This window comes from Geodermatophilus sp. SMS 5-13 (assembly GCF_059428245.1).
This window is the reverse complement of record NZ_CP165729.1, coordinates 1,662,419-1,688,865: the sequence shown is the minus strand read 5'-3', so window position 1 is coordinate 1,688,865 and position 26,447 is coordinate 1,662,419. Positions and strand designations below refer to the sequence as shown.

Below are 26,447 nucleotides of genomic sequence, written 5' to 3'. Positions count from 1 at the left end.
CAGGCGGCCGGCCGTGAGCACCCGGAGCCTGCTGCCGGCGATCGTCCGCTGGGACGGCCCCGAGGACGCCGACCTCCGGCGGCGGATCGAGCGCGCGGTCACCGCCGGCGTCCGGCGCGCCCTCGCCGCGTCGGCGCCGTCGTCGGCCGCTCCACGGGGTCGCGCGCAGGCGGCCCTCGCCGGGGACGGGCCCGCCCCCGAGCGCGGCGTCTGGGTGCTGCCGAGCTTCGACGACGGCGGGGCCCCCGTCGCGGTGCCGGTGACCGAGTCGCCGGAACCGGATCGCTACCGCTCGTCCGCAGAGCTCAGGGCGGCCATCCGGGAGGCCTTCCCCGGGTCGGCGGGCGCGCCGCGCCGCGGCGTCTTCTACGGCATCTACGGGCTGGTGGCCAGGGAGGAGCGGCCGAACGTCTACTTCGTCCGCAGCGAGGGCGACCGAGAGGTGTTCGACTCGCTCTTCCTGTACCTGCTCCCCTCCCGGACCAGGCCGGCCGGGGTCCGGGAGGAGGAGCTGCGCGTGCCGCTGGGCCTCGGCGCGGGCTACTACACCGTGATCTTCCGGCCCACCGGGGAGAGTCTGCTCGTCCGCCACGACATCGGCTGGCGCCTCCCCATCGAGAACCCGCACCACCTCGACCTCACCGTCGCCTTCGCGGTCGACCCGCTGCACGCAGCCGCCCCGCGGAAGCCGAGCTGGCAGTTCGTCGTCCTCACCCGGATCCACGTGGGCAACCCCGCGTCGTCGCTGGCGACCGACGCGGAGAGCGTCTACACCGCGATCACCGATCTGTGGGATGTCGACGAGTACGGGCGGCCCCTGGCGGTGAACGACGTCGCCGGCTTCGGCCTCACCCCCCTGTTCCACTGGCGGATCACCCGGCACGCCACGCAGGGCCGGGCGGCCCCGAACCCCGTGTACGAGGTCGGCGGCTACGACCGGCGCAGCATCCGGTACACCTGGAAGGACCCCGGGACCTACCGGGTCGAGTGCACCGTCACGGTGCACCGCGAGCGCGTCTCCGGCCGCCCCGCCACCGACTCGCGCGAGGAGAAGGTCTACGACCGCGCGCAGCTCATGTCGCTGCAGCTGGCGGCCCTGGAGCGCCAGCAGCAGAAGCACCGCGAAGACCCGAAGGATCCCCGCGAGCAGATCTGGGTGGGCTCCGGCGTCGAGCTGCTGACGAACTTCGAGACCGAGCTCAGCGCGGAGAAGGCGAGACCCGAACCGGACAAGGCCAGAATCCGGGCCTTGGAGAAGGCGATCGACAAGCTCCGCGACCAGCTCTACCCGAGCGACCGGTCGCTCAACGCCTTCCCCGTCCACGCCGTCTTCATGGAGCGAAGGACGTCGCAGACCCGGGCGGTGTCGCTGTTCCTCGCCTTCGAGCTGAGATCGGATCTGGAGTGGCAGCCGGACGAAGGAGGCAACTTCGAGGAGGGCGAGTGGATCGACCTTCCCTACCACTGGTCCTTCCTCGACCTCACGTACCCGGCGTCCTTCCGCACCTACACCGGGAAGGGCAGGACCTTCCTGGAGGGGCTCGAGGCCGCGTTCCACGACTCCGAGACGAGCATCCGCCGGACCTATCCCCCGGGGCAGATCCTGGCGCGTGTCACCCGCGAGGACCTGACGCGCAACGGAATCACCCCGCCGGCGAACTTCCCCGCCGTCAAGGACTTCGTCGTCGAGACCGACAGCTGGCAGAAGGACGCCTGGGAGTGGTTCACCCTCGGCGTCTCAGCGGTAGGCCTGCTCGCCCTGCCTGGGGCCATCGTGTTCCCCGCGCTGGCTCCGGTGCTTCTCGTCACCGCCCTGGCCGGCGCTGCCATCTCAGCGGTCAACATCGCCGACCGGGTCGCGCACAACGACTTCGAGTGGGACACCGAGACGTTCGCCGACATCGCCAACATCGCCGCCGCGCTGGCGCAGGTAGGGGTGCTGGCAGCGGGCACCCGCGCCTCGGCACTGACCCGGGCGGTGACCACGGCCGAGGAGCTCTCCACCGGGACCGTCGCGGCCCTCCGGACAACGCTCCAGGTCCAGCGGGCCCTGGTGCTCACCCAGCTCGGCACGGACGCGGCCAACGCCCTGGTGCTCGGCTACAGCACGTGGCAGGAGCTGCAGGCGGTCGACGCCGAGTTCGACCAGGAGTCGCTCGCCAACTACCAGCACGTCTACGGGGCGGCGGAGGGCCACCAGCGGTGGCTGCGGGAGCGCGAGGCCAGGATCAACGGCATCTTCGCCACCGCGGTCTTCAACGGGACGATGATCGCGGTGTCCGCCGTCGGCGGCGTCCGGGAGGCCGGCGAGCTGGGTCGGCGTACCGAGGCCTTCGGGCGGCTCGCTGAGCCGCTCGCGGGAACCGGCGCGGGCAGCGAGCCGCTCGCGGGAACCGGCGCGGGCGGCGAGCCGCTCGCGGGAACCGGCGCGGGCGGCGAGCCGCCTGCGGGAACCGGCACCGGGGACGAGCCCCCAGGGGGAACCGGCACGGCCGGCGCGGACGGCGAGCCACCGTCCGGCCGGTCGGTCGAGCCGCCCGCCGCCCAGGAGGCGCCCGGCGGGACCGAGGCCGGGGCCGGCGCGCCACCGACCGGGCCACCGGGACCGCCGCTCCGGTGGAAGAACCTGCAGGAGCTCGAGCGGGCGGCCCGCACGGAGCCATCGGCCGGCCAGGATCTGCACTGGTACGAGGACCAGAGCAGCGAGCAGCTGCGGGCCCGGGAAGCCCAGGGCGACCCCGTCGCCACGGGCCTGCTGAACCGCCGGTGGGGCGGCCGGGGGCGACCGTACGCGCCCGACCGACCCACCGACCCAGGGATCCTCCCGCGGCTCCGGACCGAGCTCGCGAGGGTGCGGGAGCGCGTCGAGGCGCGGCGTCACCGGCTCCTCGCCGAGCAGGAGCGGCTGCGGGCCGAGGGGCGGCCCGTGCAGCGCGACCCGAGGCTCGATCCGGCCGCCCCGGCCACGTGGGACGTCGTGCAGACGCGCGCCGGCGAGCAGGAGGTGCCACCGACCCGGAAGGAGCTGCTGCGCCAGCGCGGCACCATCGCGGTGGCGGTCTCCGACATCCCGGCGTTCTCCGGGGAGGTGTTCGAGGGCGCGTCCCCCTTCGCGTTCGGCACGTACGACCCGCACCACCCGATCCGCCCACCCGAGACGATCCAGAACCCGAAGGCCCACGGCCATGCCGAACAAGCGATCGGCCAGCAGATATCCGACCGCCTCGAGGCGCTTCCCCCCGACGCACGCGCCGCGGCCAGCGGCGGGACGATCTGGGTCCACGTCGACCAGGAGGTCTGCTCGTCGTGCGCGGCCGGCCTGGGCGAGTCCGAACGCGCCGGGGTGCTCCGCGGGCTGAGCGAGCGCCATCCGGACCTCGAGTTCGTGATCACCGCGGAGGACACCTCGAAGGTGATCCGGCTCCGAGGCGGGGAGCAGGTCCCGTGACCGGGGGGAGGCCTCCGTGGCCGAGGTGAACACCCCCGTGCTCATCGGGCCGGTGCCGCTGCTCTACGTGCAGAGCCTCAGCATCAGCGAGGGCTACCAGATCGAGCGGATCGCGGGCAGCCGGTTCTCCCAGGCGCTCGCGCCGACGACCAAGACGATCGCCGTCGAGGCGATCCTGGCCGGGCCGGAGCGGCTGCTGCTGAAGAAGGCGCTGGAGGCGCTGGCGCTCGTGTCGCGAGTGCTCGTGGCGGCCACCGCTCCGCTGCTCGCGGTGGCCGGCATCCCGGTGGTCTCCGGGTTGACGATCAGCCTCGACATGCAGATCACCGATCTGCGCTTCAGCGAGAGCGTGCAGAAGCGCGACGCCCTCGACGTCAGCATCACGCTGCGCCACGTTCCCCGGTCCAGCCTGGTCGCCATCCTCGGCGAGGTCGCCGACCTGGCGCTGGCCGCCGGCACCGCCATCTCCGGGCCGGCCCCCGCCCCGGCTCCCGTGCCCCGTGCCCCGACCACTCCGTTGCCGCGATGACCGGCCGCCGCTACGCCTATCTGCAGCTCCCGGCGAACGCCGACGAGGGGTTCCCGCAGGCGTTCCGGATGACGCTCGGACGGCGGACCTACGTGGTCGCGCTGTCGGTGACCGTCGTCGACGAGGCCCTGCTGAGCTCGCCGCAGCCGTTGCGGCTGCCGGTGCCGGGCGCGTTCATGGTCATGGTCGTCGCCAGGGACGGGCCCGGGGACGCCGAGGTGCTCCTCCGCCGCAAGCTCGTCCTGCAGCACGAGTACGACGCGGCCGAGCTCGCATTCGTCTTCACGGAGATCACCGTCAGCCCGCGCAACCTGAACGCCGCCGGGGCGTTCGGCTCCAGGATCACCGGAGGGGTGGCTGCGCGATGGGCTTCGTGATCTGGTTCCAGCTGGAGATCCCCGAGGCCGGTCTCGGCGGGCTGCTGCCGCTGCGGGTCTCCAACGACGTGTTCAGCGGCGACTACATCCTCGACGCCGACATCCGGATCGACCTGGTCGCCGGCGCGACGGCGAGCTCGTTCTCCGCGGTGCTGGCCAACCTGCCCGCCGACGTCGCCGACGGCCTGAAGAGCAAGCACCGCGAGCGGTTCGCCCGCAAGGACCCGCTGCGGGCGAACATCGGCCTGGGTTACTTCGACGATCCCGCCAGCCAGCTCGACCCCGTGCTGCGCGCGGTCGTCACGTCGGTGCGCACGCGGGTGAGCGCCGACGGCCTGCTCGAGACGGAGCTGCGCGGCACCGAGGTGGCCGGCTACCGGTTGCTCAGGACGACGGTCTCGGCCGATCAGGGCGACGAGCAGTCGCTCGACCAGTTCGTGCGGAAGGTGGCCGGCACCGACATCCAGGTGCAGGCCGGCCCGCTGACCAAGGTCAAGGACTTCACGCTGCGCGCCGGCAACGGACTGGAGGCCTTGCGCACGGTCGCCGACTCCGCGCAGGCCCCCCTGGTCATCGGCGACGGCACCGTCTACATCGGCGACGTGGTCGGCGCCGGAGGGGCGGTCACGTTCTCCGCGACGAAGAACATCGTCGCCCTCGAGGGGCTGCAGGAGGAGCCGGAGGAACCGCCGGTGTCGTCCGCTCCGGACAGCGGCGGTTCCGCGGCGGGCGCGGCCGGGGCGAGCGCACCCGCCGCCACACGCACCAGCGTCGAGCTCATCGCGCTGGGAGACCCGGGCGTCCGCGTCGGCCGGGCCGCCGTGCTCGAACCGGCCGACCCGGCGGACGCACTGTCCGGGCCGCTTCGGGTGGAACGCGCCCGGCACGTGTTCAGCACCCGCCGCGGCTACACCTGCGAGGTGACGCTGGTCGTCGCCAAGCCCGGCGAGGCGGCCCGGCGGCTCTCCGGGGCACCGGGTGTGGTCACCCGCTTCCGCGACCTCGCCGAGACCGTTCGCGACCAGCGGCCGGCCGTCGACGTCGGCGAGATCTCCGGCTACGACGCCGGCAGCGGCGGCCAGCATCTGGCCACGATGCGCTACGGCCAGTCGCCACCGGCCGACGCCGTCGCGCCGAGCGTCGAGGTCGCCGTCGACCGGGAGCCGCTGCTGCACAGCAAGCCGGTGGCGTCGCCGTTCGCCTACCACAAGTGCGGACTCGTCGTCCCGGTGCTGCCGGGGATGCGCGCCCTGCTCGCCCACAACCGGGGCATGGTCAACGACGCCGTCGTCACGGGCTTCCTCTGGTCCGAGCAGCCGAAGCTCGCGCCGCCGAAGAACCAGGCCGGGGACTGGTGGCTGTGCCTGCCCACCGGGCTCGACGGGCGGGGACTGCCGACCGGCAAGGGCGTCAACGATCTCACCGACCGCTCCGGGATGCGGGTCCTGCAGGCCAGGGGGCTGCGCATCACCGTCGGCGACGGCACGCTGCCCGACGTCGGCGAACGGCCCGAGGTGCCCACCGACCTGGCCTCGAGGCTGCTGATCGAGCACGAGAGCGGCGCCAAGATCACGATCGGCAGCGACGGCGCGGTGACGATCGACACCGGCGGCAAGGACATCAGCCTGGTCAGCGGCGGCGCGTCGATCACCCTGAGCGGCGGCAAGGTCAAGCTCGGCGGCTCGAGCGTGGAGGTGGCGTGATGGCGAAGGTGCTCACCAGCAGTGCGGTGATCGTCTGCTCCCACCAGGGGACGGTGTCGGTGACCGCGAGCCAGCAGAAGCTCGTCATCGCCCGGAAGCCGGCGCTGCTCCTCACCGACATGGCGACCGCGACCGTGGACGGGTGCCCGTTGACCTCGCCCAGCATCCCCTGCAAGAAGGTCCTCACCACCGATACCGGGGCGTCGACCAAGCTCACGGTCGGCGGGACCGCGGTCCTGCTCGACACCGCGACGGGCACGACGAACGGCAACCCGAACGGCACCTGGTCGGTGCAGTCGCCCGGCCAGGACGTGCTCGACGCGTCCTGAGGATCGAGGAACGGCCATGGCGGACACCAGCCCCCTCGGGCGCAGCCTGGCGGTCGCCGACGGCGACCTGGTCATGAGCAGCCGGGTCCTCGTCGAGGACGGCGCGGCGCGCACCGTGTGGACCTTCGACGAGGTCAGCGGGGCGGAGAACCTGGCGCAGGCGCTGACCCTGCGGGTCCTCACGCCGCTCGGCGACGACATCTTCAACACCGGCTACGGGTTCGACGCCGCCACCGTGTTCGGCGCGGCGGGCAGCGTGCGCACCACCCGGAATCTGCTCCAGCTCAACCTGGTGCGCACGCTCGGCACCGACGCGCGCGTCCGCGAGATCCGCGACGTGACCTTCCTCGACGTCCCGGCCTCGACCTCCCGCCGGGCATGGCCGGTGATCGTCACGCTCGTCGTCCTCGACGGCAGCCAGCAGACCGTCACCGTTCCTGTGGGGACCTGACATGGCGGACTTCGGGGTGACCGCCGACGGTTTCGTCGCCAAGGGCTTCGACGTGCTCCTCGGCGACGCGATGCGCCGCGCCCGGGACGTATTCGGCGACGACGTGGACCTCTCACCGACCAGCCCGCTGCGCAAGATCCTCGAGGTGACGGCCAGCGAGGACGCCGATCTGTGGCGGCGGCTGGAGGACCTGTACTACTCGCGGTTCCTCTCCGCAGCCGTCGGGATCGACCTGGACCTGCTCGGCGACGACGTCGGCGTGCCGCGAAGATTCCTGTTCGCCTCGGGTGCGGTGACCGTCACGGTGGACGATCCCCAGGAGGGCCGGGACTACCGCCTCCCGGAAGGAACGGTGGTCATCACCGCCGACACGCCGCCCGTCGCCTTCCACACCACGGCACCGGTCGTCCTCACCGGTGCCGCGCCCACGGCGACCGTCGGGGTCGCGGCGTTCCAGCCGGGGCCGCACGGCGACGTGCCCGCCCGCGCCATCACCGCGGTCGACCCGGTCTACCAGCAGCTGTACCTGTCGGTCGTGGCGCCGACGACGCTGACGGTCACGAACGACCAGCCGCTCACCGGTGGCTCTGACCGCGAACCGGACGAGACCTACCGGGAGCGGCTGATCGGCTGGCCGCGCAGCATGTGGACCGTCGACAGCGTCCGGGCCGCCGCGCTCGACGTCCCCGGCGTCGTGGACGTGCTGCTGTCCGACCCTCTCGGCGGGGTCGACGTCTCGCAGAGCTACTTCGGGATCTTCGCATTCGGACGCCGGCCGTTCAGTGCCGAGCGGCGCGTCGTCGACCCGTACTTCTTCGACGTCGTCGTGGCCCACGAGTTCGTCCGCCCCTGGCGCACCACGGGGGCGGTTCCCGGGATTTTCGAGCAGGTCACCGAGGCCGTCGACCGAGTGCGGCCGGTGGCCATCCACCCGAACGTCGTCGAGGCCGACCACATCGAGGTCGGGGCGCGGGCCCAGGTCTTCACTCAGCCTGGCTACGACACGCAGGCACTCGTGGCGGCGGTCACGTCGCAGCTCGCCGGCCTCGGCGGCCTCAAGCTGGGCGGCGACGTCCTCTACTCCCAGGTGATGCGGGCGTTCGTCGAGCAGCCAGGAGTGCTCGACGTGCAGAACCTCCACCTGCGCCGCTGCCCGCCGGCATTCGGCCGGATCTCGTTCGGCGCGGTGCCGTTCCAGTCCGAGGTCGTGGAGGCCGGTGCCGGCGAGAACCTCGTGATGGGACCCACCGAGATCGCGGTGTTCCGCCTGGACAGCACTCTGCTCGATCTGCAGGTGAGCCCGCGATGACCGCGGTCGACCGGATGGCCGGCCGGCTGACCGTCCCGTTCCAGCGCGGCGCCGACCGGCTCGCCCTCGTGCTGCGGCCGGGCGCCGACGCGGCCACCGCGGCGATCGATCCGTACGACTTCGCCGAGCACGTCGCACGATTCGGCGACGACCCGGACGCCCGCTACGTGCTCACCGCACTCGGCAAGGTCACCGAGGCGACCACGCTCACGATCGACTACGCGGTGCCGGACGATCCCGCGCACTCCCGCACCGCCACCTGTGCGTTCCCCGCCGGCGCGCCGGCCGGCACGTCGGTGACGATCCCGCTGGGTGCCGACGCAGGCCCGGCGGTGCGGCTGCGGGCGCTGCACGTCACCCCAGCCCCGACGGCAGGGACGACCGCCGGCCGGCAGTGGGCCGTCACCGCCCTGCTCGGCAACCTGGCCAAGCTGTTGTGGGTCGTCGGCGGCGGGCGCGACGCGCTGCGTGGCTACCTGGCGCAGGTGCGCGACCAGGAGCGCCTCGAGCAGGCGGTCGGGCTGACCCTCGATCTGATCGGATACGACATCGGGGTACCGCGCTTCCCGCCGCTTCCCTACGGCCGCCACGAGGGCACCGCCGCTCTGTACCACCTGGACGAACCGGCCTCGGCGACACAGGCCGCCGACGCGCAGGCCCGCTACGGCGGCCCAGGACATCCGAGCAGCACGATGACCGCCGCCCCCGGCGCGGTCGGCCGGTTCGGCGGGGGGTACGCCTTCCGCGCTCCCGGGGCCGAGGTGGTCGTCGACGACCACCCCGATCTCCAGGTCGACGCCGACGGGGACGTCACCGTGGAATGCTTCGTCAAGCCCGACCCCGGCGACTGGTCCGGCCCCGTCGTCGCCAAGGACGACCCGGCCGCGCCGGACGCCCCCGGCTGGTCTCTGGTCATCGGCGAGTTCGGCCGTGGGCTGCCCCGCAACGTGCGTGCAGCCCTCGCCGACGGCACCCGGACGCTCACCCTGTACGCCGACGCGACCCTGGAGACAGGCCGCTTCACCCACCTCGCTCTGGTCGTCGACCGGACGGCGGGGCAGGCACGGCTGCTCCTCGACGGTGCGGTGCGGGCGCAGGGCGACCTCCACGACCTGGGTGCGGCCGCCAACGCCGCGCCGCTGCGGATGGGCCGCGCGAGCGCCACCGCCGCGGAGAGCTTCACCGGAGTCATCGACGAGGTGCGGGTGTCGCGGGCTGCCCGCCGGGCCTTCTCCCCGGTGCTCGGCGAGAGCGACGAGCGGTACCGGCGCCGGCTCCGGATCTTCCGGCAGTGGATCCTGCCCACCCCCCCGACGCTGGAGGCAGCCCTCAACGACGCGGTCGACCAGGTGGCCGGGGAACCGAACCCGTTCGCGGTCGACGACAGCGACGCGACCGTGGTCTCCAGCGCGCAGTTCGCGACGGTGTATCCCGCCTCGTTGCTGCCGGACGAGTCGATCGCCGCCGACGGCGGCCGGCAGACGCCGGAGACGCAGGCCAGCGGCGCGGCCGACCTGCACTTCGACGCCCACTTCCTGGTCCGGTGCGACGATCCCCGGGCGGACTACGCCGCGGCACCGTCGGCGGCCGCGGACCCGCATCGCATGCAGGTGCGCACCCGTACCGCCCTGGTCGCCCTCCTCGACCGGCTCAGCGCGCTGGGCAGCCAGGCCCGGCTGCGGGTGGAGAGCGCCTTCGACCCGGACGCCGGCGACCTACGATCGGTGGGGCGCGCGCTGCTGCTCAGCTATCCGGGAGCGGCGGCCGCCCTGTCGCCGGGTGCGGTGGCGGCGCTGGCCCACCTCGCCGGGTTCTCCTGGGTGCAGCTGCGCCCGGACGGGCAGGTCTTCTACGCCTCCGTCCCGCCGGGCGACCTGATCGAGATCTCCGGTGCGGCGCCGGACCAGGACGGCTTCGACCTGCTCGTGGGCGGGAACGCGCAGTTGTCGGTCGACCCTCCGCTGCCGATCGGCACGCAGTACCGCTGGACGACCATCCCCTGCGGAGCGGGCGCCGCCGACCTCCACCGTGACCTGGGCGACGCCACCGCCCAGCTGCACGCCACCGCACCCGGACGGCTGTTCGTCGGGGTCGAGATCCAGCGCGGCACGCAGGCGCACACCGCCACCCGGGAACTGCGGATCGGCATCGACCGGTTGCCGGCGGGCGCGGCGATCGCCGCCGACGGGACCCGTGACCCCGATCCGGCCGTGGCGGGCGCCCCGGACGAGGGCTTCTTCGACCCCGCCTACCTCGTCACCTTCGACGACCCCGGCGGCGCGATCGAGGCGGACACGGTCGACGACCGGCGTATGCAGCCCGCGGTCGCCGATCGCCTGCGCGCGTTGCTCGACCGCATCAGCGCCGACGGCGGCACCGGGCTGCTGCGGCTCGTGGGCGGCTGGGTACCCGGTGACCCCGGGCCGGCCGGGGTCGGACGGTCGCTCGCGTTCGACCCGGCCCCGCTCAGCCTGAGCGCCCCGCGGCTCGGTGCGCTGGCGCACGCCGTCGGGTTCAGTTACGTGCGCAACGACGCGGGGACCATCAGGGTGCTGCACCGGACCGGGGACCCGGTGACACTGATCGGTCCCGCCGAGCTCAAGGAGGACGAACCGGCCACCTTCTCCATCAGCCCGCGGGCGCGCGCCAGCGCCGTCGCGGCGGGTTTCGGCGCAGCCGGTTCGCCGGCCCTGGGCAACCTCTACGTGGCCAACGCGGAGACGGACACGGTCAGCGAGATCGACCGGACGACCGGCAGCGTCCGCCGGGCCGTCAAGGTCGGCGCGACGCCGCTCGCGGTGGCCGTCGCGCCGGACGGACGACGGGTCTTCACCGCCGACGCGGGCAGCGCGACCGTCACGACCGTCGACCTGTCCACCGGTCAGACCACCTCCGCCGACGTCGGGGGCGGCCCCTCGGCGGTGGTGCACCACCCCGGTCGCCCGCGGCTGTACGTCCCGGTTCCGGCGCTGGCCCGGCTGCTCGAGCTGGACAGCTCCGCTGCGCCCACCCTGACCCGTTCGGTGAACCTGCCGCTGCCGGTCGACGTCGCACTCACCGGCGACGGCGCCCAGGCGTGGGTGCTGCTCAGCCAGGCCCGCCAGGTCGCTGTCGTCAACACGGCCACCCTGACCACCATCGGCACGATCGCCCTGCCGAACACCCCGGCCCGGATCGCCGTCGGGCCGGCCCGTGCCTACGTCACGATGTCGGTCGGCCGCCAGCTCGCCGTGCTCGACGTGGCCGGCCGATCGGTGGTCGGTGTCGTCCCCGACGTCGGCTCAAGCCCCGGCATGGTCGCCGTGTCGGACGACGGCGCCAGGGTGTACGTGGTCGACAGCGTCGACGGCGGGCTGTACCTGCGCAAGGCCGACGGGACGGCCGACACCACGGCGGGGGCCGGCGGATTCGTGCCGCTCAGCGGCGCTCCCGTGGCGGTGGAGGTGACCGCGACCGAGGCCTACGTGGTGCGCCAGGACTCCGGCGACGGGCGCAGCACCGACGACGTCACCGTCCTGTCGGTGGCCGCGCCCAGCCAGGTCCTCACAGCCTGGCCGCTGGGCACCGGTCACGGTGAGCGCCTGTCCTGGTCGCTGCACGTGGCCCGCCCCGCGCGGGCCAGCCTGTCGGGCACGACCAAGCCCGAGGTCGACCTGCGAGCCCAGGCCGCCGGATCGGTGCTGATCCGCGCCTCGTACCTGTGGCCCGACCGGTCTCCCCCGCGCACCTTCCGCCTCCGCTTCTCCGACGCGGTGCGCGCGAAGGAGGCGTCCGGTACCGCCGTCGAGGTCTCCAAGGACGACTACGACCTGGTGATGAACCTGCTCAACGCCCTGCACCCGGTCGGCGTCGAGGTGGACACCAGCGAGCTGCGCACCCACGTGACCGAGCTGTCGGATGCCCTCGACGTCTTCCCCGGCTACACCTACCCGGACTTCCGCGCCCGCCGGCCGCCTCCCCTTCCGCGTCCGGCCGCGCCCCCGCCGTGAACCGCAACCCGACCCCGAGGAGGACTGTCGTGAGCATCAGCTACACCCCGAGCGTGTCGTTCCGGCCCTACCAGGACGGCCAGGACCTCGTGCGAGCCGCCGGCGACGACGGGTTCAACGTCCGGTTCCAGGCGCTGGAGCAGGAGTTCAAGCGCATCTCCGAGGTCGTCAAGCAGATCAGCGACACGTTGGACCGGCTGCAGGCGCGGATCGACGGCCAGTAGCCAGCTCGTCGAGGGGACAGGCCATGGCCACCCAGCGGATCAGCCGCACCGAGTACCGGGTGCCCGGAGGCAGCGGGGTGCCGCGCCTCGGCGGCACCTCCCACGCCGAGAGCGCCGAGGACGTCGACGGCTACCTCCAGCCGCTCGAACAGGTGCACGCGAGCGCGCACGGCTCCGGTGTGCTCGAGGGCCTGGCCGTCGGCGCCGCCCCCGGCGCCATGACGGTGCGGATCGGCCCTGGGGTCGCCCTGGATCCCGGCGGCCGGCACATCGCCCTGGCCCCGGGTGGGTTCGCCGAGGTCGCCACCGACCCGGCTGCCGCCAGCCGGCTCGTGCAGGTCACCGCCGACGGGGTGGACCTGCCCACCACCGGGCACACGGGCAGTCGCGTGGTCAGCGTGCAGTGGCGGGAAACCTTCGACCAGGACCTCTTCGCCGGCTCGGGGCAGAAGATCTTCCAGGACAACCACACCCCGTGGCTGCGGCTGACCCCGTCCGCCGAAGGCGACCAGGTGGTGCTGGCCACGGTCATCCTCGACGACAGCGGCGCGGTCGCCACGGACGGGCTCAGCTCCGCCGGCCGGGCCGGGCCGGTCCCGGCCGTGGAGGCCCTGCGGTTGCGCGCCGCCGCGACGACGACGGCGGGAGGCGGGGTCACCGTCACGGACGTCTCCGCCGTGCAGCTGCGCCCGCACCCCGCCGGCGGGCTGCAGGTGCAGGTGAGCAACCCGACCGACCGCATCGACCTCACCGCCGACGCCGGCGCCTTCGCCGAGCTGTCGATCGCCGCCGACCGGGTCGCTCTCCGGCGCGCCGATGGCGGCCGGCCTTTCACGCTCGACGCCGCCACCGGCCGGCTCGGCGTCGGGGACGGCACCACCGCGCCCACTCATCCGCTGACCGTTGCCGGCACCCTCGGCATCCGTGCGAACGGTGCGCTGCACCTCAGCGGCGCCCCCGGCTGGAGCAGCCTCTCCTACAACGCCCACCACAACGAGGGCAACGACGGCTGGGTCTTCCCCGACCGGAGCCGCCCGGCGGTGACCGCCGAGATGGACGATTTCGGCGGCAACCCACGGTTCCAGGTGTGGACCACCACCCCCGCCGCGCCCACGGCCTGGAGCCTTCGGTTCGCGGTGGACCCCACCACGGTCGCCGTCACCAACCGGCTGCGGGTCGACGGCGGGGCCGCCGTACGCCTCGACAGCACGACGACCACCGCCCTGACGACGACGAACAGGCAGGGCACCGCCTTCTGCGCCGTCGCCAGCCAGGGGGACGCCAACCAGACCGCGGTGAAGGCGGTGGGCGCGATCGCCCTGTGGGCCCTGGGCAAGTCCCAACTGCTCGGCGACGTCGACGTGACCGGCACGCTGACCGCGACCACGAAGAACTTCGTGATCGACCACCCGCTGGACCCCGAGAACAAGTACCTCGTGCACACCGGCGTTGAGTCATCGGAGCGGGTGAACATCTACAGCGGCACCGCCGTGCTCGACGACGGCGGCCAGGCCCGCGTCCGGCTACCTGAGTGGACCGAGTCCGCCAACACCGACTTCCGCTACCAGCTCACCTGCCTGGGCCGGCACGCCCCGGTGTACATCGCCGACGAGGTCGCCGACGGGGGTTTCACGATCGCCGGCGGCTCCCCCGGGCTGAGGGTCTCCTGGCAGCTGACGGGCGTGCGCGACGACGCCTGGGCCCGGGCCCATCCACTGTCGGTCGAGGAGGAGAAGCCCGACGCCGAGAAGGGCCACTACCGGCACCCGACCGTGTTCGGTCAAGGGCTGACCAAGAGCGTGCACTGGCCGCGCAACCAGGCCCTGGTGCAGACCCACCAGGGCCTGACCGACGCCCTGCTCCGATCCGAGGGAGCCGGCGAAGAGCGCCACGCGACGCTGAGGTTCCTGGACTGACTCCTGGATTGACCGGAGGACGACGCTGACGAGGAGGAAGCATGACGGTCCTGGGCACGACGACGGACGCCGACCTGCGGCGCCGCGTGGAGGAACGACTGACCGTGCTGCGGCACGAGCTGCGGCTCGGCGAGGACCGGGTGCGCGAGCTGGAGCGCGAGCAGGCTGCGCTCCACCAGACCGTGCTGCGCATCAGCGGCGCCGTCCAGGTCCTGGAGGAGGTCCTGGCCGAGGCTGCGGACGCCGACAGCGGGGGCTGAGCGATGGCCGGCCGACCGATCGTGCGCACCGAGTACTACGTTCCCGGCGGCAGCAAGGTGCCGCGGCTGGGCGCGACGTCGCATGCCGAGAGCGCGGTGGACGTCGACGGCTACATGCGCCCGCTGGAGCAGGTCCACGGCAGCGCGCACGGCCGGGGCGTCGTGGAGGGCTTCGCCGTGAGCGCCACCCCCGGTGCTTCCGCGGTGCGGGTCGAGCCCGGGGTCGCGCTGGACGGAAACGGCCGGCACATCGCGCTGGCCACCGGCGGCTCGGCCGAGATCTCCGCGACGCCCGGGGTGACCAGCATCCTGGTCCCGGTCGGCGCCACCGGCGTGGACCTGCCCACCACCGGACGGACCGGACCATGCGACGTCGTCGTGCAATGGCGGGAGACCTTCGACCAGGCCCTGTACGCCAGCTCCGGAAACAAGGTGTACCAGGACAACCACACGCCATGGCTGCGCCTCGTCCCTGCCGGCGGTCCTCCGGACGATGACCAGGTGGTACTGGCCACGGTCACCCTCGACGCCGGAGGAGCCGTGGTCGCCGGCGGGCTCACCCCCGGCGGCCGCTCCGGTCCGGCCCCGGCCGTGGCAGCGCTGCAGCTGCGCAGCACCGGGTCCGGCACGGTCGCCGGCCGGCTCGGCGTCACCGACGTCCTCGCCGGGCAGCTGCTCGCCCGCCCCGGGGGCGGGCTCCGCCTGCAGGTCACCGACCCCAGCGACCGGATCGACCTCACCGCCGCCGCCGGGCGGTTCAGCGAGCTGTCGGTCGCCGCCGACCGGATCGTCCTCCGCGGGGCCCAGGGCGACCAGCCGCTCACTCTCGACGCGGTCCACACCACCCTGGGCGTGGGCACCGCCTCCCCGCGGAGCCCGATCGGGATCCGGGGCGCCGGCCCCGGAGAGGAGCTGCTCAGCTTCGAGGACGCGCAGGGAAACACACGGTGGCAGCTCAACCAGAACCCCGGCGGCCGCCCGGGGCTCAACGTGGCCGAGACCGGCGTCGCCGACAGCCGACTGTTCGTGCAGGCCGGCGGGGCCGTCGGGCTGGGCACCACCAGCCCCAGCCACCCGCTGCACGTCACCGGCACCCGCGGCATCCGGCAGAACGCCCTGTACCTCACCGGGGCGCCGGGCTGGAGCAGCCTGTCCTACAACGCACACCACGACGACGCCAACGGCGCGTGGGTGTTCCCCGACCCCACCCGTTCCGCGGTGACCATCGAGATGGACGACAACAATGCCCACCCACGGTTCCAGGTGTGGTCCACCACACCCGCGCATCCCACGGGCTGGAATCTCCGGCTGGCCGTCGACGGGACCACCGGCACCGTCAGCATCTCCGACCGTCTCGGCGTCGGTACGTCGGAGCCGCACGCGCCCCTGGAAGTGACCGGGGGTGGGATCGTCAACGGTGTGACCGCCGGCACCCAGGGTCTCTCGCCGCCGACGGATCCGACCCGGATGGCCTATCCGTGGCCGTACGAGACGGTGGGGGTGTCCCAGCCCGGGATGAACCTGCGTCTGCAGTCGCCGAACTCGATCCTGCTGCACACCTTCGACCCGGCGACCCAAGCCTATGCGCCGCGGCTCGGCGTCGCGGGTGACCGCGTCACTGTCGCCCCGGGCGCCAACGGTCGTCTCTGGGCCCGGCACATCGACGGCAAGCACTACGGACAGGACAGCAACGATCCGCTGTTCCTGAACTGGGACAGCGGCCAGCCGGTGCACATCGGTGGCGCGGTCCCGGCCGATCTGTGGGTGCACGGCGCGGTCCACTGGGACGGAGACCAGTCCGGGGCGAACTACCTGCGACTCGGCTTCGTGCAGCTGTGCTGGGGGCTGGAATCGTTCGGCGCCTTCTTCGGGGAGTACCAGATCCCGGTCGCCTTCCCCGTCGGATTCGCCGGTGTCCCGGCCGTCACGGTCAGCATCGACGACCCCGGCTACGGAAAGGTGACCGCTGAAGCCGGGGCAGGCGCCTGGCAGGTGAACCAGTCAGGATTCACCGTGCTCTACAAGTGCAATCAATCGAGGAACCAGACCATCTACTTCTCCTGGATCGCGATCGGGCGCTGGGCTTGAGGGCCCCGGATCGGCTGACGGCATGGACGGGCCGTCTGCTCGGAACGGAAACGAAGGGACGCCGACGCCAGGCCACCGCCGGAACCTGATGCCACCCCTGCACCCCCGGGCGAGCTCGCGCGGAGTGCTGTTCCGACGGGCCGCCTGGAGTCCTAGGGCTGCCCAGGCTCCCCGCCGAAGAAGACCTGGATCGTGTGGATACCTCTCGGACTCAGTCCCGCCGGAGGGTCTTGGGAGGTGACCTTCGCGGACGTGTCCGTCAGGACCGCCCGTGTGGTGATGGCGAGACCCAGCCGGCTGACCAGGGCCCGCGCCTCCTCGAAGGTCTTCCCGGTCAGATCGGGGATCTGGACGGTAGCGCCGGTAGCCGTGAGTAGATCCCGACGCGCCTCTGTCGCGTTGCTGGAGGCGAAGTAGAAGGCCGCCGCAGCCGACCCGAGGGAGACGACTCCCCCAACCAGCAGGTTGCGCGCCTGGGCGTCGGTGAAGGTCAGCGACGCTGCGGCCAGGATCAGCAGCGTTCCCACCAAGAGCACCGCCAGCACCGGACGAGTCATGCTGGTCTCCGCTGAGCCAGCGTGTTGGCGCGCTTGCATGCGGAACCGGTGCAGGACGACGCAGATCAGTCCGACGAGCACGAGGACGGCAACGGCGACGAGGACGATGTCGGCCAGCGTGGCATTTGACAGTGCCGGCGCGGCAAGACGCGGAAGCTCGTGCCCGGAAGAGACACGCATGTTGATCTCCCGTCCCAAGGCGACGCAGCAGGAGGCGGCGGGCTGGGGAGGACCCCTCGCGTCAGCGTCCCCGTCGACCCGTCACCGGCGCGTCACAGCGCACCCACCGCACAGATGGTCCTCTCGGCCGAGTGGCTACCGGTCTGCCCGGGCGGAATCCGTCCGGCCCACCGCGACGGTCGCACCGGGCCTGGACGGGGTGAGGTAGCAAGGTCGATCCCGCCGATCAGCGGTCACCGCCGACCACGAGGCGGGTGGCCTGGTTGGAGTGCGTCGCGCTGCCGGTGAAGCAGCAGGAGCTCGGCAACTCGATGCCGGGCCGCCCGGGCAGCGGCCTCGGCGAGTACATCCCCTGGCGGCAGTGCAACCCGAACGACCCGCTACGAGCGTCGTGTCCGCAACGGCCGGCATTCGCGAAGCAACAGCAACTCGAGCAGAGGGCCTTCGCGCGCAGATCCGGGAACCGGCGCAGGCTTCGTCGAAGGTGACGGCAGGCTCGGGTCAAGCCCGCTGGCGTGGTGTGTGACGACTACCGCGTGATCTTCGGTTGGGTCAGGCGCTGAGCGCCGGGATCGTCGTCTGGGTGGTCACCTCCTCGGTGGCGTCGGCGGTGTCGGTGACGGGTCGGATGCGGCAGCGGGCGAGGACGTCGAGTCCGAGGTAGCGGCGGCCTTCGGCCCATTCGTCGTGCTGCTCGGCCAGCACCGCCCCAACCAGGCGGATGAGCGCGTCCCGGTCGGGGAAGATGCCGACCACGTCGGTGCGCCGGCGGATCTCCCGGTTGAGCCGCTCGGAGGGGTTGTTGCTCCAGATCTGCCGCCAGACCTCCTTGGGGAAGGCGGTGAAGGCCAGCACGTCGGCTCGCGCCCGCTCGAGGTGCTCGGCCACCCGGGGCAGCTTGTCGGTCAGGGCGTCGAGGACCCGGTCGAACTGGGCGTGCACCGAGTTCGCGTCGGGCTGGTCATAGACCGAATGCAGCAGCGCGCGCACCCACGGCCAGGACGCCTTCGGCGTGGCCGCCATCAAGTTCGCCGCATAATGCGTGCGGCAGCGCTGCCAGCCCGCACCCGGCAGGGTGGCGCCGATCGCGTCGACCAGACCGCGGTGAGCGTCGGAGGTCACCAGTTGCACCCCGGTGAGGCCGCGGGCGGTCAGGTCGCGGAAGAAGGCCAGCCAGCCGGCGCCGTCCTCGGCGGAGGTGACCTGCAGGCCAAGGATCTCCCGGTGCCCGTCGGCGTTGACCCCGGTGGCGACCAGGGCGTGCACGTTGACCACCCGGCCGCCCTCGCGGACCTTGAGCACGAGGGCGTCGGCGGCGAGGAACGTGTACGGGCCGGCATCCAGCGGGCGGTGGCGGAAGTCGGCGACCTGGGCGTCGAGGTCCTTGGCCATCTCGCTGACCTGCGACTTCGATAGCCGGGTGATCCCGAGGGACTCGACGAGCTTCTCCATCCGGCGCGTGCTCACGCCGAGCAGGTAGCTAGTGGCCACCACGGTGGTCAGCGCCCGTTCCGCCCGGCGGCGGCGCTCGAGCAGCCAGTCGGGAAAGTAGCTGCCCGACCGAAGCTTGGGGATCGCCACGTCCAGCGTGCCGGCGCGGGTGTCGAACTCCCGGAGCCGATAGCCGTTGCGCACGTTGGTCCGCTCGGCCGAGCGGGCGCCGTACTCCGCGCCGCAGACCGCGTCGGCCTCGGCGCTCATGAGCGTGTTGATGAACGTGGTCAGCATCTGGCGCAGCAGGTCAGGGCTGGCCTGGGCCAGCTGCTCGTCCAGAAAGCGGGCAGGGTCGATACTGGAAGGGGCGGTCATCGCGTCGAACTCCTGGGGCTGTGGAAGGTATCCAGAAGATCACGCGGTGGCCGCCTCTACGTGCAAGGCCCGCTACTCACCGGGGCCGTCGCACACCACCTTGGTGGACGCCACTCAGGCTCGGTGGCAGGAGGCTGACGCACGCCCCACCCTGGACATCGGAGGAACGCCGGAGATGCCGGACGACGAGGCTCAGGCCGCGAGGGCGCCCCACACCAAGGCTGGTGCAGTCCAGCCACGAGCGAGGGGAAGGACGGGGGTCTACTGGGGGAGCGAGAACCTCCTCGCCGGAGGAGCCTCTGCGGTGAGCTGGGCTGTCACTCCCCCCATTGGACCCGAACCAATAACCCGGCGATTTGACCCTGAATTGATTGACCGAGGTCGGACACCGCTGACAGAGCTGGTGGAATGCCGGTTCGGTGATTGACTCTCGAGGGCTATCGTTGGCAGTTCTCGGCCATATTGGATGCATGAAGGATGCGCGAACGCCGGGCCTGGCCGGTGGTTCGGCACGTCGCTGTCAGGGGGACGGCGTCGCGCGTCCGGTCACGTCGCCAAGGGAAATCCGACCGGCCGCCGGCCCCGTTGGCGGTGGCGACGTCGCCGTCCTCGAGCCTGGGGCGAAGACGTCCCCGTGTGCAGACCGACGCCGTTGACTGTCATGTACGCCAGTTGCCGGGACGGTCCTGGATCTCGGCGAACAGCGGACAGCTGACGAATGATCCCCGGCATGGACCTTGCTTGGAGCTCGTGGTCAAGTAGCCCAGGCGCCCAACGCCAGACTGAATGGGCGAAGCTTCAGAACTGCCGTGATGGCGCCCACCTTCTGACTGAAGGGCGGGTCGCGGCATATGTGGGGGCGTGCCGTGTGGTATTACGGGCACAACGTCCGTTGAGGCGGATCACAGTGGCAATAAGTTAATTCGTGGCCCCGCGAGACAATACTGAGCTCGACCCAAACGCTGGGTTGCACATCGCGCCAGAGAGACTCCGCCATGCCCTTCGCCACCGTTTCCTCGCTACGCTCTTCGCTCGCCCAGCGCCGCGCCGCTGGTGCCGAGCGCCGGCGTCTCGCATGGGAGCTGGCCTGCTATCGGACCCCGGTCGAGCGCCATGAGTTGGACCTGGTCCTCGGCCGCCATTCCGCTCAGGAGACGGCCGAAGTCGACGCGATCCTCAGCCGGCAGACCGCTTCCTCGTAACGCTGCAGCGCCTGATCCACCGCGCGAACGTCCCGCATGTCGGGATTCCCCGGCTCCGAGCCGGTGCAGCGGCTAGGGGATCTCCGCTGCTGGTGCGGCGGTCCCGGCGAGCAGCGACGTGACCGGCCCGTGGGGCACGACGGCGCCGGCGGCGCCGGACACGGCGCCGCAGAGCAGGTGTCCTCGACGCGCCGAAACGGCGCTCCTCTCGCGAGACGGCTTCAGGCCGTCGTGAGCTGGGTGGACGGTTCCCGGTCGGCGGCCTGCGCGGCGCGGTAAGCGAAGGCGATGATCGGGCCGAGGGTGGCCCCTCCCGCCCAGTACGCCTGACCGGACGCCGAGGCGACGCAGTTGCCGACGCCGTAGAGGCCGGGAACGGGGGTCCCGGTGTCGTCGAGGACCTGGCCATCGGGGGTCGTCCGTGGCCCGCCCTTGGTGTCGAGCGTCCCGCCGGTGACCAGGGCCGCGTAGTAGGGACCGCGGTCGCTGATCGGCCACATCGTCGGGTTGGTCCGGCCCGGCTCGTCGCCTACCGGGCCGTTGAAGACGAACTGGATCAGCTTCTCACCGCGGTGGAAGTCCTCGTCGACGCCGCGCGCGGCGAACCCGTTGAAGCGCTCGATGGTCCGCCGCAGGGTGGCGACGAAGTCCGGCTGGAGCGCGAGCCCGCCCGTGACGCCCTTGTACCGGTCGAGGCGGTCGGCGACGGCGTCGGCGAGCGACTCGAGGGTCTCGCCGCGGATGACATGGGAGTCATCGGCGCCCGGCGAGACGATGAGCCGGCCGTACTCGTCGCTGGCCGAGGCGTCCTGGCTGCGCTGGTCCCAGATCTGGACGAGCACCAGGTAGGGGTACTCGCTCTTCTCCCCGTCGTAGGTGAAGAACTTCTGCGCCAGCTCGTTGTACTGCAGCTTCTCGTTGACCACGCGCCGGCCGGTCTTGTCCACGAACAGCATCGAGTCCCCGGCGACGGAGAACATCCCGCTCATGTTCGGGTCCCGTGCGACCGCCCGCTCCAGCGGGATGGGACACATCCAGGCGTAGTTCATGTTCCGCAACTGGGCACCGACCGGCGCGGCGATCGCCAGGAAGTCCCCTTCGTTGGTCATCGCGGCGCAGCCGCCGTAGACCGGAGCGTGCAGGAAGTTGCGGCGCAGGTCCACATCATGGGTGAACCCACCGGTCGCGAAGACGACGGCCTTGCGGGCAGCGATCCGGTGGGTGCGCCCGTCGGCGGTGGTGGCTTCGACGCCCACGACCGCGCCGTCCCGGACGACGAGCCGCTGCACCCGGTGGCCGGTGCGGATGTCCACCCCGTCGCGCCGGGCCGCGGCGCTCATCGTCGCCACGCCCACGGCGCCACCGTCGGACATCGACTCCCGGGCTCCGCTGGGCACGAGGACCCGCCCGGTCGGGGTCTTGTCCTCGGGGATCTCCGACCAGTAGTCCGGGACGCCGCCGCAGTGCCGGTACTCCAGCGCGCCCTTCTCCGCCAGCAACTCCGTCGCCGGTGAGGCGCTGGCGTAGATGGCCCGGCACATGTCGTACTCCCACTGCGACAGCCCGAGCGTCGGCGAGGCCGGGTCGTAGGCGGTGGGCCGGGCCAGCCGGGCCACATAACGCAGGAAGTCGGGTTCCTCGTCGACGATTCCCGCCGCGCGCATCGGCTCGTTGTTCGGCACCCAGTACCAGAAGGCCGCCTTCCGGGCCGTGCCGCCGAGCTCGTCGGCCTTCTCCAGGAGCACCACCTCGTTGCCGAGCCAACGACTGAACAGGGCCGTGGGCAGTCCCCCGCCGCCGCCCCCGACGACGACCACGTCGGCGACCGCGTCCGGTCGACGGTCGTCGGGAACGGGAGCGGCGGACTCGCGGGCCGGGCGGCCCTCGACCGTCTCGGACGGATGCGGCTGGGCTTGCTGGGGAATGGACATGTGCACCTCGCCGTCTCGGGCGCGTGACCGACACGAGAAGGGTGACGCCGATCACCGGGCAGCGGTAGTGCCGCTGTGGCAGCCGGTCCACGCCGGTCCACGCCGGTCAGGCGCGGGCCAGTTCGGCCGTGATCCGACGCGCGGTGTCGACCAGGAGTGGAACGACGCTGCGCTCGAGCTCGCCGCGAGTGGAGCGGCCCACGGAGGTCGACGAGGCGAGCGCTGCCACGACCTGCCCGAGACGGTCGTGCACGGGCGCGGCGGCCGAGAGGAGTCCCAGCTCCAGTTCCTCGCTGACGACCGACCAGCCCCGGTCCCGGACGCGCGCCAGCTCGGCACGCAGCGCCGACGGGTCGGTCACCGTGGTGGGCGTGATGGCCCGCAGCGGACGACGGTTGAGCGCGGAGTCCACGACCCCGGTCGGAGCCCAGGCCAGGAGCACGCGCCCCATCGAGGTCGCGTACGCCGGGACCCGGGTGCCGACGGAGACGTTGATGCTCATGATCCGCCGGACCGGAACCCGGGCGACGTAGACGACCTCGTCGCCGTCCAGTGTCGCCAGCGACGCCGACTCGTGCGTCTCCTCCGCGAGGCGGAGCAGATGGGGCTGCGCGAGCTCGATGAGGGCGTGCGAGGCGGTGTAGTGCTGACCGATGGAGAGGACGCGGGGTGTGAGCGACCAGCGGCCACCGTTGCCGCGCACGTAGCCCATCCGCTCCAGCGTGAGGAGGAAGCGTCGCACCGCCGGCCGTGAGAACCCGGTGAGCTGCGCCAGTTCGGCCAGGGTCGGCTCGGGGTGCTCCTCGTCGAATGCAAGCAGCACCGCGATGCCGCGCGCGAGGCTCTGCACGTGGTCGCGGTCGCCCTGTGCGGGTTCACCCTCGCCTGCGATCGCCATCGCCGCCGATCCTCCCGCATGCCAGGTCTTGACCCGGCCTGTGACCCGGAGCACACTTCTCGGACGCCCTGCGGTCATACTGTACGCAGTGCGTACAGGCGGGCCAACCTCCGGGGAGGACCCCGATGCCCGACCCCCGCACCCTCCGCACCGCCTTCGGCCGCTTCGCCACCGGCGTCACCGTGGTCACCTGCGCCCGGGACGACGGTGATCCGCACGGCACCACGGTCAACGCCTTCACCGCCGTGTCGCTGGAGCCGCCGCTGTGCCAGGTCACCCTGACCCGGCAGTCCAGGGCCTGCCGCTACCTCGACGGGGCGCCGTTCGCGGTCAACGTCCTCGCGGCCGGCCAGCTCGACACCGCCTGGCACTTCGCCGGGCGCCCGCAGTCCCCGGAGCCCGCCTGGGCCTCGGGGCCGACCGCCCCGGTCCTCGTGGGCAACGCGGCGACGATCTCCTGCCGGCCCTGGCGCACCTACGACGGCGGTGACCACCTCATCGTCATCGGTGAGGTCGTCGACCTGGAGATCGCCGACATCGAGCCGTTGCTGTTCTTCGGCGGGCGCTTTCGCGAGCTGGCGCCGCCGGTGACCGGCGTCCACTGGGCCGGCTCGCTGGACAGCCCGGAATTCGGCTGGTTCGACGCCGGCACCTCCTTTCCCGCGCTGCACTCCTCGACCCGTCGCGCCGCGTCCTGAGCGCGGCACGGCTCTCGCCCGCTGGTTCCGCAGCGACCCCTCCCCCGAGTCAGAAGGGTTCTCCCGTGACACTCCAGCAGGACCGCCCCGCTGCTCCCCCCGAGAACACGGCCGCCCGGCCGATGACCGGGAACGAGTACATCGAGAGCCTTCGCGACGACCGGGAAGTGTGGATCTACGGCGAGCGGGTGCAGGACGTCACCACCCACCCCGCCTTCCGCAACCCGGTCCGCATGACCGCCCGCCTCTACGACGCCCTCCACGACTCCGCGCACCACGACGTGCTGACGACGTCCACCGACACCGGCAACGGCGGGTTCACCCACCCGTTCTTCCGCAGCCCGCACTCGGTCGACGACATGCTCGCCGACCGCGAGGCCATCGCCACGTGGGCCCGGATGTCCTACGGCTGGCTGGGCCGCTCCCCCGACTACAAGGCCGCCTTCCTCGGCACCCTCGGCGCCAACAGCCCCTTCTACGACCCGTACCAGGAGAACGCCAAGCGCTGGTACCGGGAGTCGCAGGAGAAGGTCCTGTACTGGAACCACGCGATCATCAACCCGCCGGTCGACCGCAACCTCTCGCCCGAGGAGGTCGGCGACGTCTTCATGAAGGTCGAGAAGGAGACCGACGCGGGGCTGGTCGTCTCCGGCGCCAAGGTGGTGGCCACCGGCTCGGCGATCACGAACTACAACTTCATCGGCCACTACGGACTGCCCATCAAGAAGAAGGAGTTCGCGCTCATCTGCACGGTGCCGATGGACGCACCGGGCGTGAAGCTGATCTGCCGCGCCTCCTACGCCCAGCAGGCCGCGGTCATGGGCAGCCCGTTCGACTACCCGCTGTCGAGCCGGCTGGACGAGAACGACACGATCTTCGTCTTCGACCGGGTCCTGGTGCCCTGGGAGAACGTCTTCGTCTACGGCGACGTCGAGAAGGTCAACGGCTTCTTCCCGGTCTCCGGCTTCATCCCGCGGTTCACCTTCCACGGCTGCATCCGGCTGGCCGTCAAGCTCGACTTCATCGCCGGGCTGCTGCTCAAGGCCCTGGAGGCGACCGGCAGCAAGGACTTCCGCGGCGTGCAGACCCGCGTCGGTGAGGTCATCGGCTGGCGCAACGTGTTCTGGGCGCTGTCCGACGCCATGGCCCGCAACCCCGACGAGTGGGTGGACGGCGCAGTGCTGCCCAAGCTCGACTACGGGCTCACCTACCGCATGTTCATGATCCAGGGCTATCCACGGGTCAAGGAGATCATCGAGTCCGACGTCGCCAGCGGGCTGATCTACCTCAACTCACACTCGATGGACTTCAAGACCCCCGAGATCCGGCCGTACCTGGACAGGTACGTCCGCGGCTCGAACGGCATCGACGCCGTGGACCGCGTGAAGACCATGAAGGCGCTGTGGGACGCGGTCGGCACCGAGTTCGGCGGCCGGCACGAGCTCTACGAGCGCAACTACTCCGGCAACCACGAGAACGTCCGCGCCGAACTCCTCTTCGCCGCCGAGGCGCAGGGCGAGACCGACGCCATGAAGGGGCTCGCCGAGGCCTGCCTGGCCGAGTACGACCTCGACGGCTGGACCGTGCCCGACCTCATCGGCAACGACGACGTCTCCTTCTTCTCCCGCACGCGCTGACCCGTCCGTCCCCCTCGAGGAGCACCGCCATGACCACCATGGAGCAGCACCGCCCGACCGCCGCCGGCTCGGGCGCCAGCGCCACCCAGTCCTTCCGGACCACGGAGCAGTACCGCGGCACCGGTGCCGTGACGCCCGAGCGGGTCGCCGCCGTCGTCAGCGCCGTCCTCGACGGCGTGCACCGGGCGATCCGCGAGCAGCAGGTCACCTACCCGGAGTTCCAGGCCGCCAAGGGGTGGCTGATCGAGGTCGGGGAGGGCGGCGAGTGGCCGCTGTTCCTCGACGTGTTCGTCGAGCACGTCGTGGAGGAGGTCGCCGCCCAGACGCAGCACGGCACCAAGGGCACGATCCTGGGTCCGTACTACCTCCCCGGCGCCGCGCGGCTGCCGGCACGGGCCACCCTGCCCATGCGGACCGACGAGAAGGGCTCGCCGCTCGACCTCACCGGCCAGGTGCGTGACCTCGACGGCAACCCGATCGCCGGCGCGGAGCTGGACATCTGGCAGGCCGACGCCGACGGCTACTACTCGGGTTTCGCCCCGGACATCCCCGCGGGCAATTTGCGCGGCGTCGTCGTCACCGACGAGCAGGGCCGGTTCGAGATCCGCACGGTCCGGCCCGCGCCGTACCAGATCCCGACCGACGGGCCGACCGGGAAGATGATCGGGGCCGCCGGCTGGCATCCGTGGCGCCCGGCCCACCTGCACCTGCTCGTGCGCGCGCCCGGCTACCGCCAGATCACCAGCCAGCTGTACTTCTCCGGCGGTGACTGGCTCGACAGCGACGTCGCCGAAGCGGTCAAGCCGGAGCTCGTCCTGACCCCCGAGGACTCCGGGAACGGGACGCAGCGGGCGACCTACGACTTCGTCCTCGAGCGGGCCGAGTCCGCAGCAGCCGCCTGACGCACGGAAC

20 protein-coding genes are annotated in these 26,447 nt (G+C 72.1%); 16 read left to right on the top strand and 4 right to left on the bottom strand.

Annotation, left to right across the window (positions count from 1 at the left end):
• Positions 1 to 13: 13 nt before the first annotated feature.
• The 12 genes from AB3388_RS08290 to AB3388_RS08235 are packed head-to-tail and all read left to right on the top strand — an operon-like array spanning position 14 to position 16,623.
• A complete protein-coding gene (locus AB3388_RS08290; RefSeq protein WP_495410284.1) occupies positions 14 to 3,448 on the top strand; it encodes a hypothetical protein in 3,435 nt (1,144 codons plus the stop codon).
• A gap of 16 nt (positions 3,449 to 3,464) precedes the next feature.
• Positions 3,465 to 3,977: a hypothetical protein gene (locus AB3388_RS08285; RefSeq protein ID WP_495410283.1), complete on the top strand. Its 513-nt coding sequence runs from the start codon at positions 3,465 to 3,467 to the stop codon at positions 3,975 to 3,977.
• A complete protein-coding gene (locus tag AB3388_RS08280; protein ID WP_495410282.1) occupies positions 3,974 to 4,354 on the top strand; it encodes a hypothetical protein in 381 nt (126 codons plus the stop codon). Before AB3388_RS08285 ends, AB3388_RS08280 begins: the two co-directional genes overlap by 4 nt.
• Complete coding sequence (locus tag AB3388_RS08275; protein ID WP_495410281.1) at positions 4,342 to 6,057, top strand: hypothetical protein; 1,716 nt, start codon at positions 4,342 to 4,344, stop codon at positions 6,055 to 6,057. The genes AB3388_RS08280 and AB3388_RS08275 overlap by 13 nt, the downstream gene beginning before the upstream one ends.
• Entirely contained in the window at positions 6,057 to 6,386 is a 330-nt protein-coding gene (locus tag AB3388_RS08270; RefSeq protein ID WP_495410280.1) for a hypothetical protein, read from the top strand. The genes AB3388_RS08275 and AB3388_RS08270 overlap by 1 nt, the downstream gene beginning before the upstream one ends.
• A gap of 16 nt (positions 6,387 to 6,402) precedes the next feature.
• The gene (locus AB3388_RS08265; protein ID WP_495410279.1) at positions 6,403 to 6,837 is read left to right on the top strand and encodes a hypothetical protein; all 435 of its coding nucleotides are present in this window, start codon (positions 6,403 to 6,405) and stop codon (positions 6,835 to 6,837) included.
• A 1-nt stretch (position 6,838) separates the two neighbouring features.
• A complete protein-coding gene (locus AB3388_RS08260) occupies positions 6,839 to 8,146 on the top strand; it encodes a baseplate J/gp47 family protein (RefSeq protein WP_495410278.1) in 1,308 nt (435 codons plus the stop codon).
• Positions 8,143 to 12,135 (top strand): LamG-like jellyroll fold domain-containing protein, encoded by a 3,993-nt coding sequence (locus AB3388_RS08255; protein WP_495410277.1) that lies wholly within the window; start codon positions 8,143 to 8,145, stop codon positions 12,133 to 12,135. Before AB3388_RS08260 ends, AB3388_RS08255 begins: the two co-directional genes overlap by 4 nt.
• A gap of 29 nt (positions 12,136 to 12,164) precedes the next feature.
• Positions 12,165 to 12,359, top strand: a complete 195-nt coding sequence (locus tag AB3388_RS08250; RefSeq protein ID WP_495410276.1) for a hypothetical protein — start codon at positions 12,165 to 12,167, stop codon at positions 12,357 to 12,359.
• A gap of 23 nt (positions 12,360 to 12,382) precedes the next feature.
• A complete protein-coding gene (locus AB3388_RS08245; protein WP_495410275.1) occupies positions 12,383 to 14,275 on the top strand; it encodes a hypothetical protein in 1,893 nt (630 codons plus the stop codon).
• 41 nt (positions 14,276 to 14,316) lie between these two features.
• Complete coding sequence (locus tag AB3388_RS08240; protein ID WP_495410274.1) at positions 14,317 to 14,535, top strand: hypothetical protein; 219 nt, start codon at positions 14,317 to 14,319, stop codon at positions 14,533 to 14,535.
• A gap of 3 nt (positions 14,536 to 14,538) precedes the next feature.
• The gene (locus tag AB3388_RS08235; RefSeq protein WP_495410273.1) at positions 14,539 to 16,623 is read left to right on the top strand and encodes an H-type lectin domain-containing protein; all 2,085 of its coding nucleotides are present in this window, start codon (positions 14,539 to 14,541) and stop codon (positions 16,621 to 16,623) included.
• A gap of 152 nt (positions 16,624 to 16,775) precedes the next feature.
• On the opposite strand, the gene AB3388_RS08230 is transcribed toward AB3388_RS08235, so the two are convergent.
• Both AB3388_RS08230 and AB3388_RS08225 read right to left on the bottom strand, forming a co-directional pair.
• A complete protein-coding gene (locus tag AB3388_RS08230; protein WP_495410272.1) occupies positions 16,776 to 17,360 on the bottom strand; it encodes a PASTA domain-containing protein in 585 nt (194 codons plus the stop codon).
• Positions 17,361 to 17,912: 552 nt separating this feature from the next.
• Positions 17,913 to 19,169, bottom strand: coding sequence for an IS256 family transposase (locus tag AB3388_RS08225; protein ID WP_495406347.1), 1,257 nt, complete (start codon positions 19,167 to 19,169; stop codon positions 17,913 to 17,915).
• 995 nt (positions 19,170 to 20,164) lie between these two features.
• Between AB3388_RS08225 and AB3388_RS08220 the strand changes: the two genes are divergently transcribed.
• Positions 20,165 to 20,371: a hypothetical protein gene (locus AB3388_RS08220; protein ID WP_495410271.1), complete on the top strand. Its 207-nt coding sequence runs from the start codon at positions 20,165 to 20,167 to the stop codon at positions 20,369 to 20,371.
• 221 nt (positions 20,372 to 20,592) lie between these two features.
• Here the strand turns inward: AB3388_RS08220 and AB3388_RS08215 are convergent, their stop codons facing one another.
• Both AB3388_RS08215 and AB3388_RS08210 read right to left on the bottom strand, forming a co-directional pair.
• A complete protein-coding gene (locus AB3388_RS08215; RefSeq protein WP_495410270.1) occupies positions 20,593 to 22,302 on the bottom strand; it encodes an FAD-dependent oxidoreductase in 1,710 nt (569 codons plus the stop codon).
• Between the two features lie 106 nt (positions 22,303 to 22,408).
• Positions 22,409 to 23,200 carry an IclR family transcriptional regulator domain-containing protein gene (locus tag AB3388_RS08210; RefSeq protein ID WP_495410269.1) on the bottom strand — a complete coding sequence of 264 codons (792 nt, stop codon included), beginning with the start codon at positions 23,198 to 23,200 and terminating at the stop codon, positions 22,409 to 22,411.
• A gap of 125 nt (positions 23,201 to 23,325) precedes the next feature.
• Here AB3388_RS08210 and AB3388_RS08205 point away from each other — a divergent pair, with 125 nt between their 5' ends.
• From AB3388_RS08205 to catA, 3 genes are all read left to right on the top strand, one after another.
• Positions 23,326 to 23,898: a flavin reductase family protein gene (locus tag AB3388_RS08205; RefSeq protein ID WP_495410268.1), complete on the top strand. Its 573-nt coding sequence runs from the start codon at positions 23,326 to 23,328 to the stop codon at positions 23,896 to 23,898.
• A gap of 65 nt (positions 23,899 to 23,963) precedes the next feature.
• The gene (locus tag AB3388_RS08200; protein ID WP_495410267.1) at positions 23,964 to 25,535 is read left to right on the top strand and encodes a 4-hydroxyphenylacetate 3-hydroxylase family protein; all 1,572 of its coding nucleotides are present in this window, start codon (positions 23,964 to 23,966) and stop codon (positions 25,533 to 25,535) included.
• Positions 25,536 to 25,564: 29 nt separating this feature from the next.
• The gene (gene catA / locus AB3388_RS08195; protein WP_495410266.1) at positions 25,565 to 26,437 is read left to right on the top strand and encodes a catechol 1,2-dioxygenase; all 873 of its coding nucleotides are present in this window, start codon (positions 25,565 to 25,567) and stop codon (positions 26,435 to 26,437) included.
• The last annotated feature ends 10 nt before the right edge of the window (positions 26,438 to 26,447 follow it).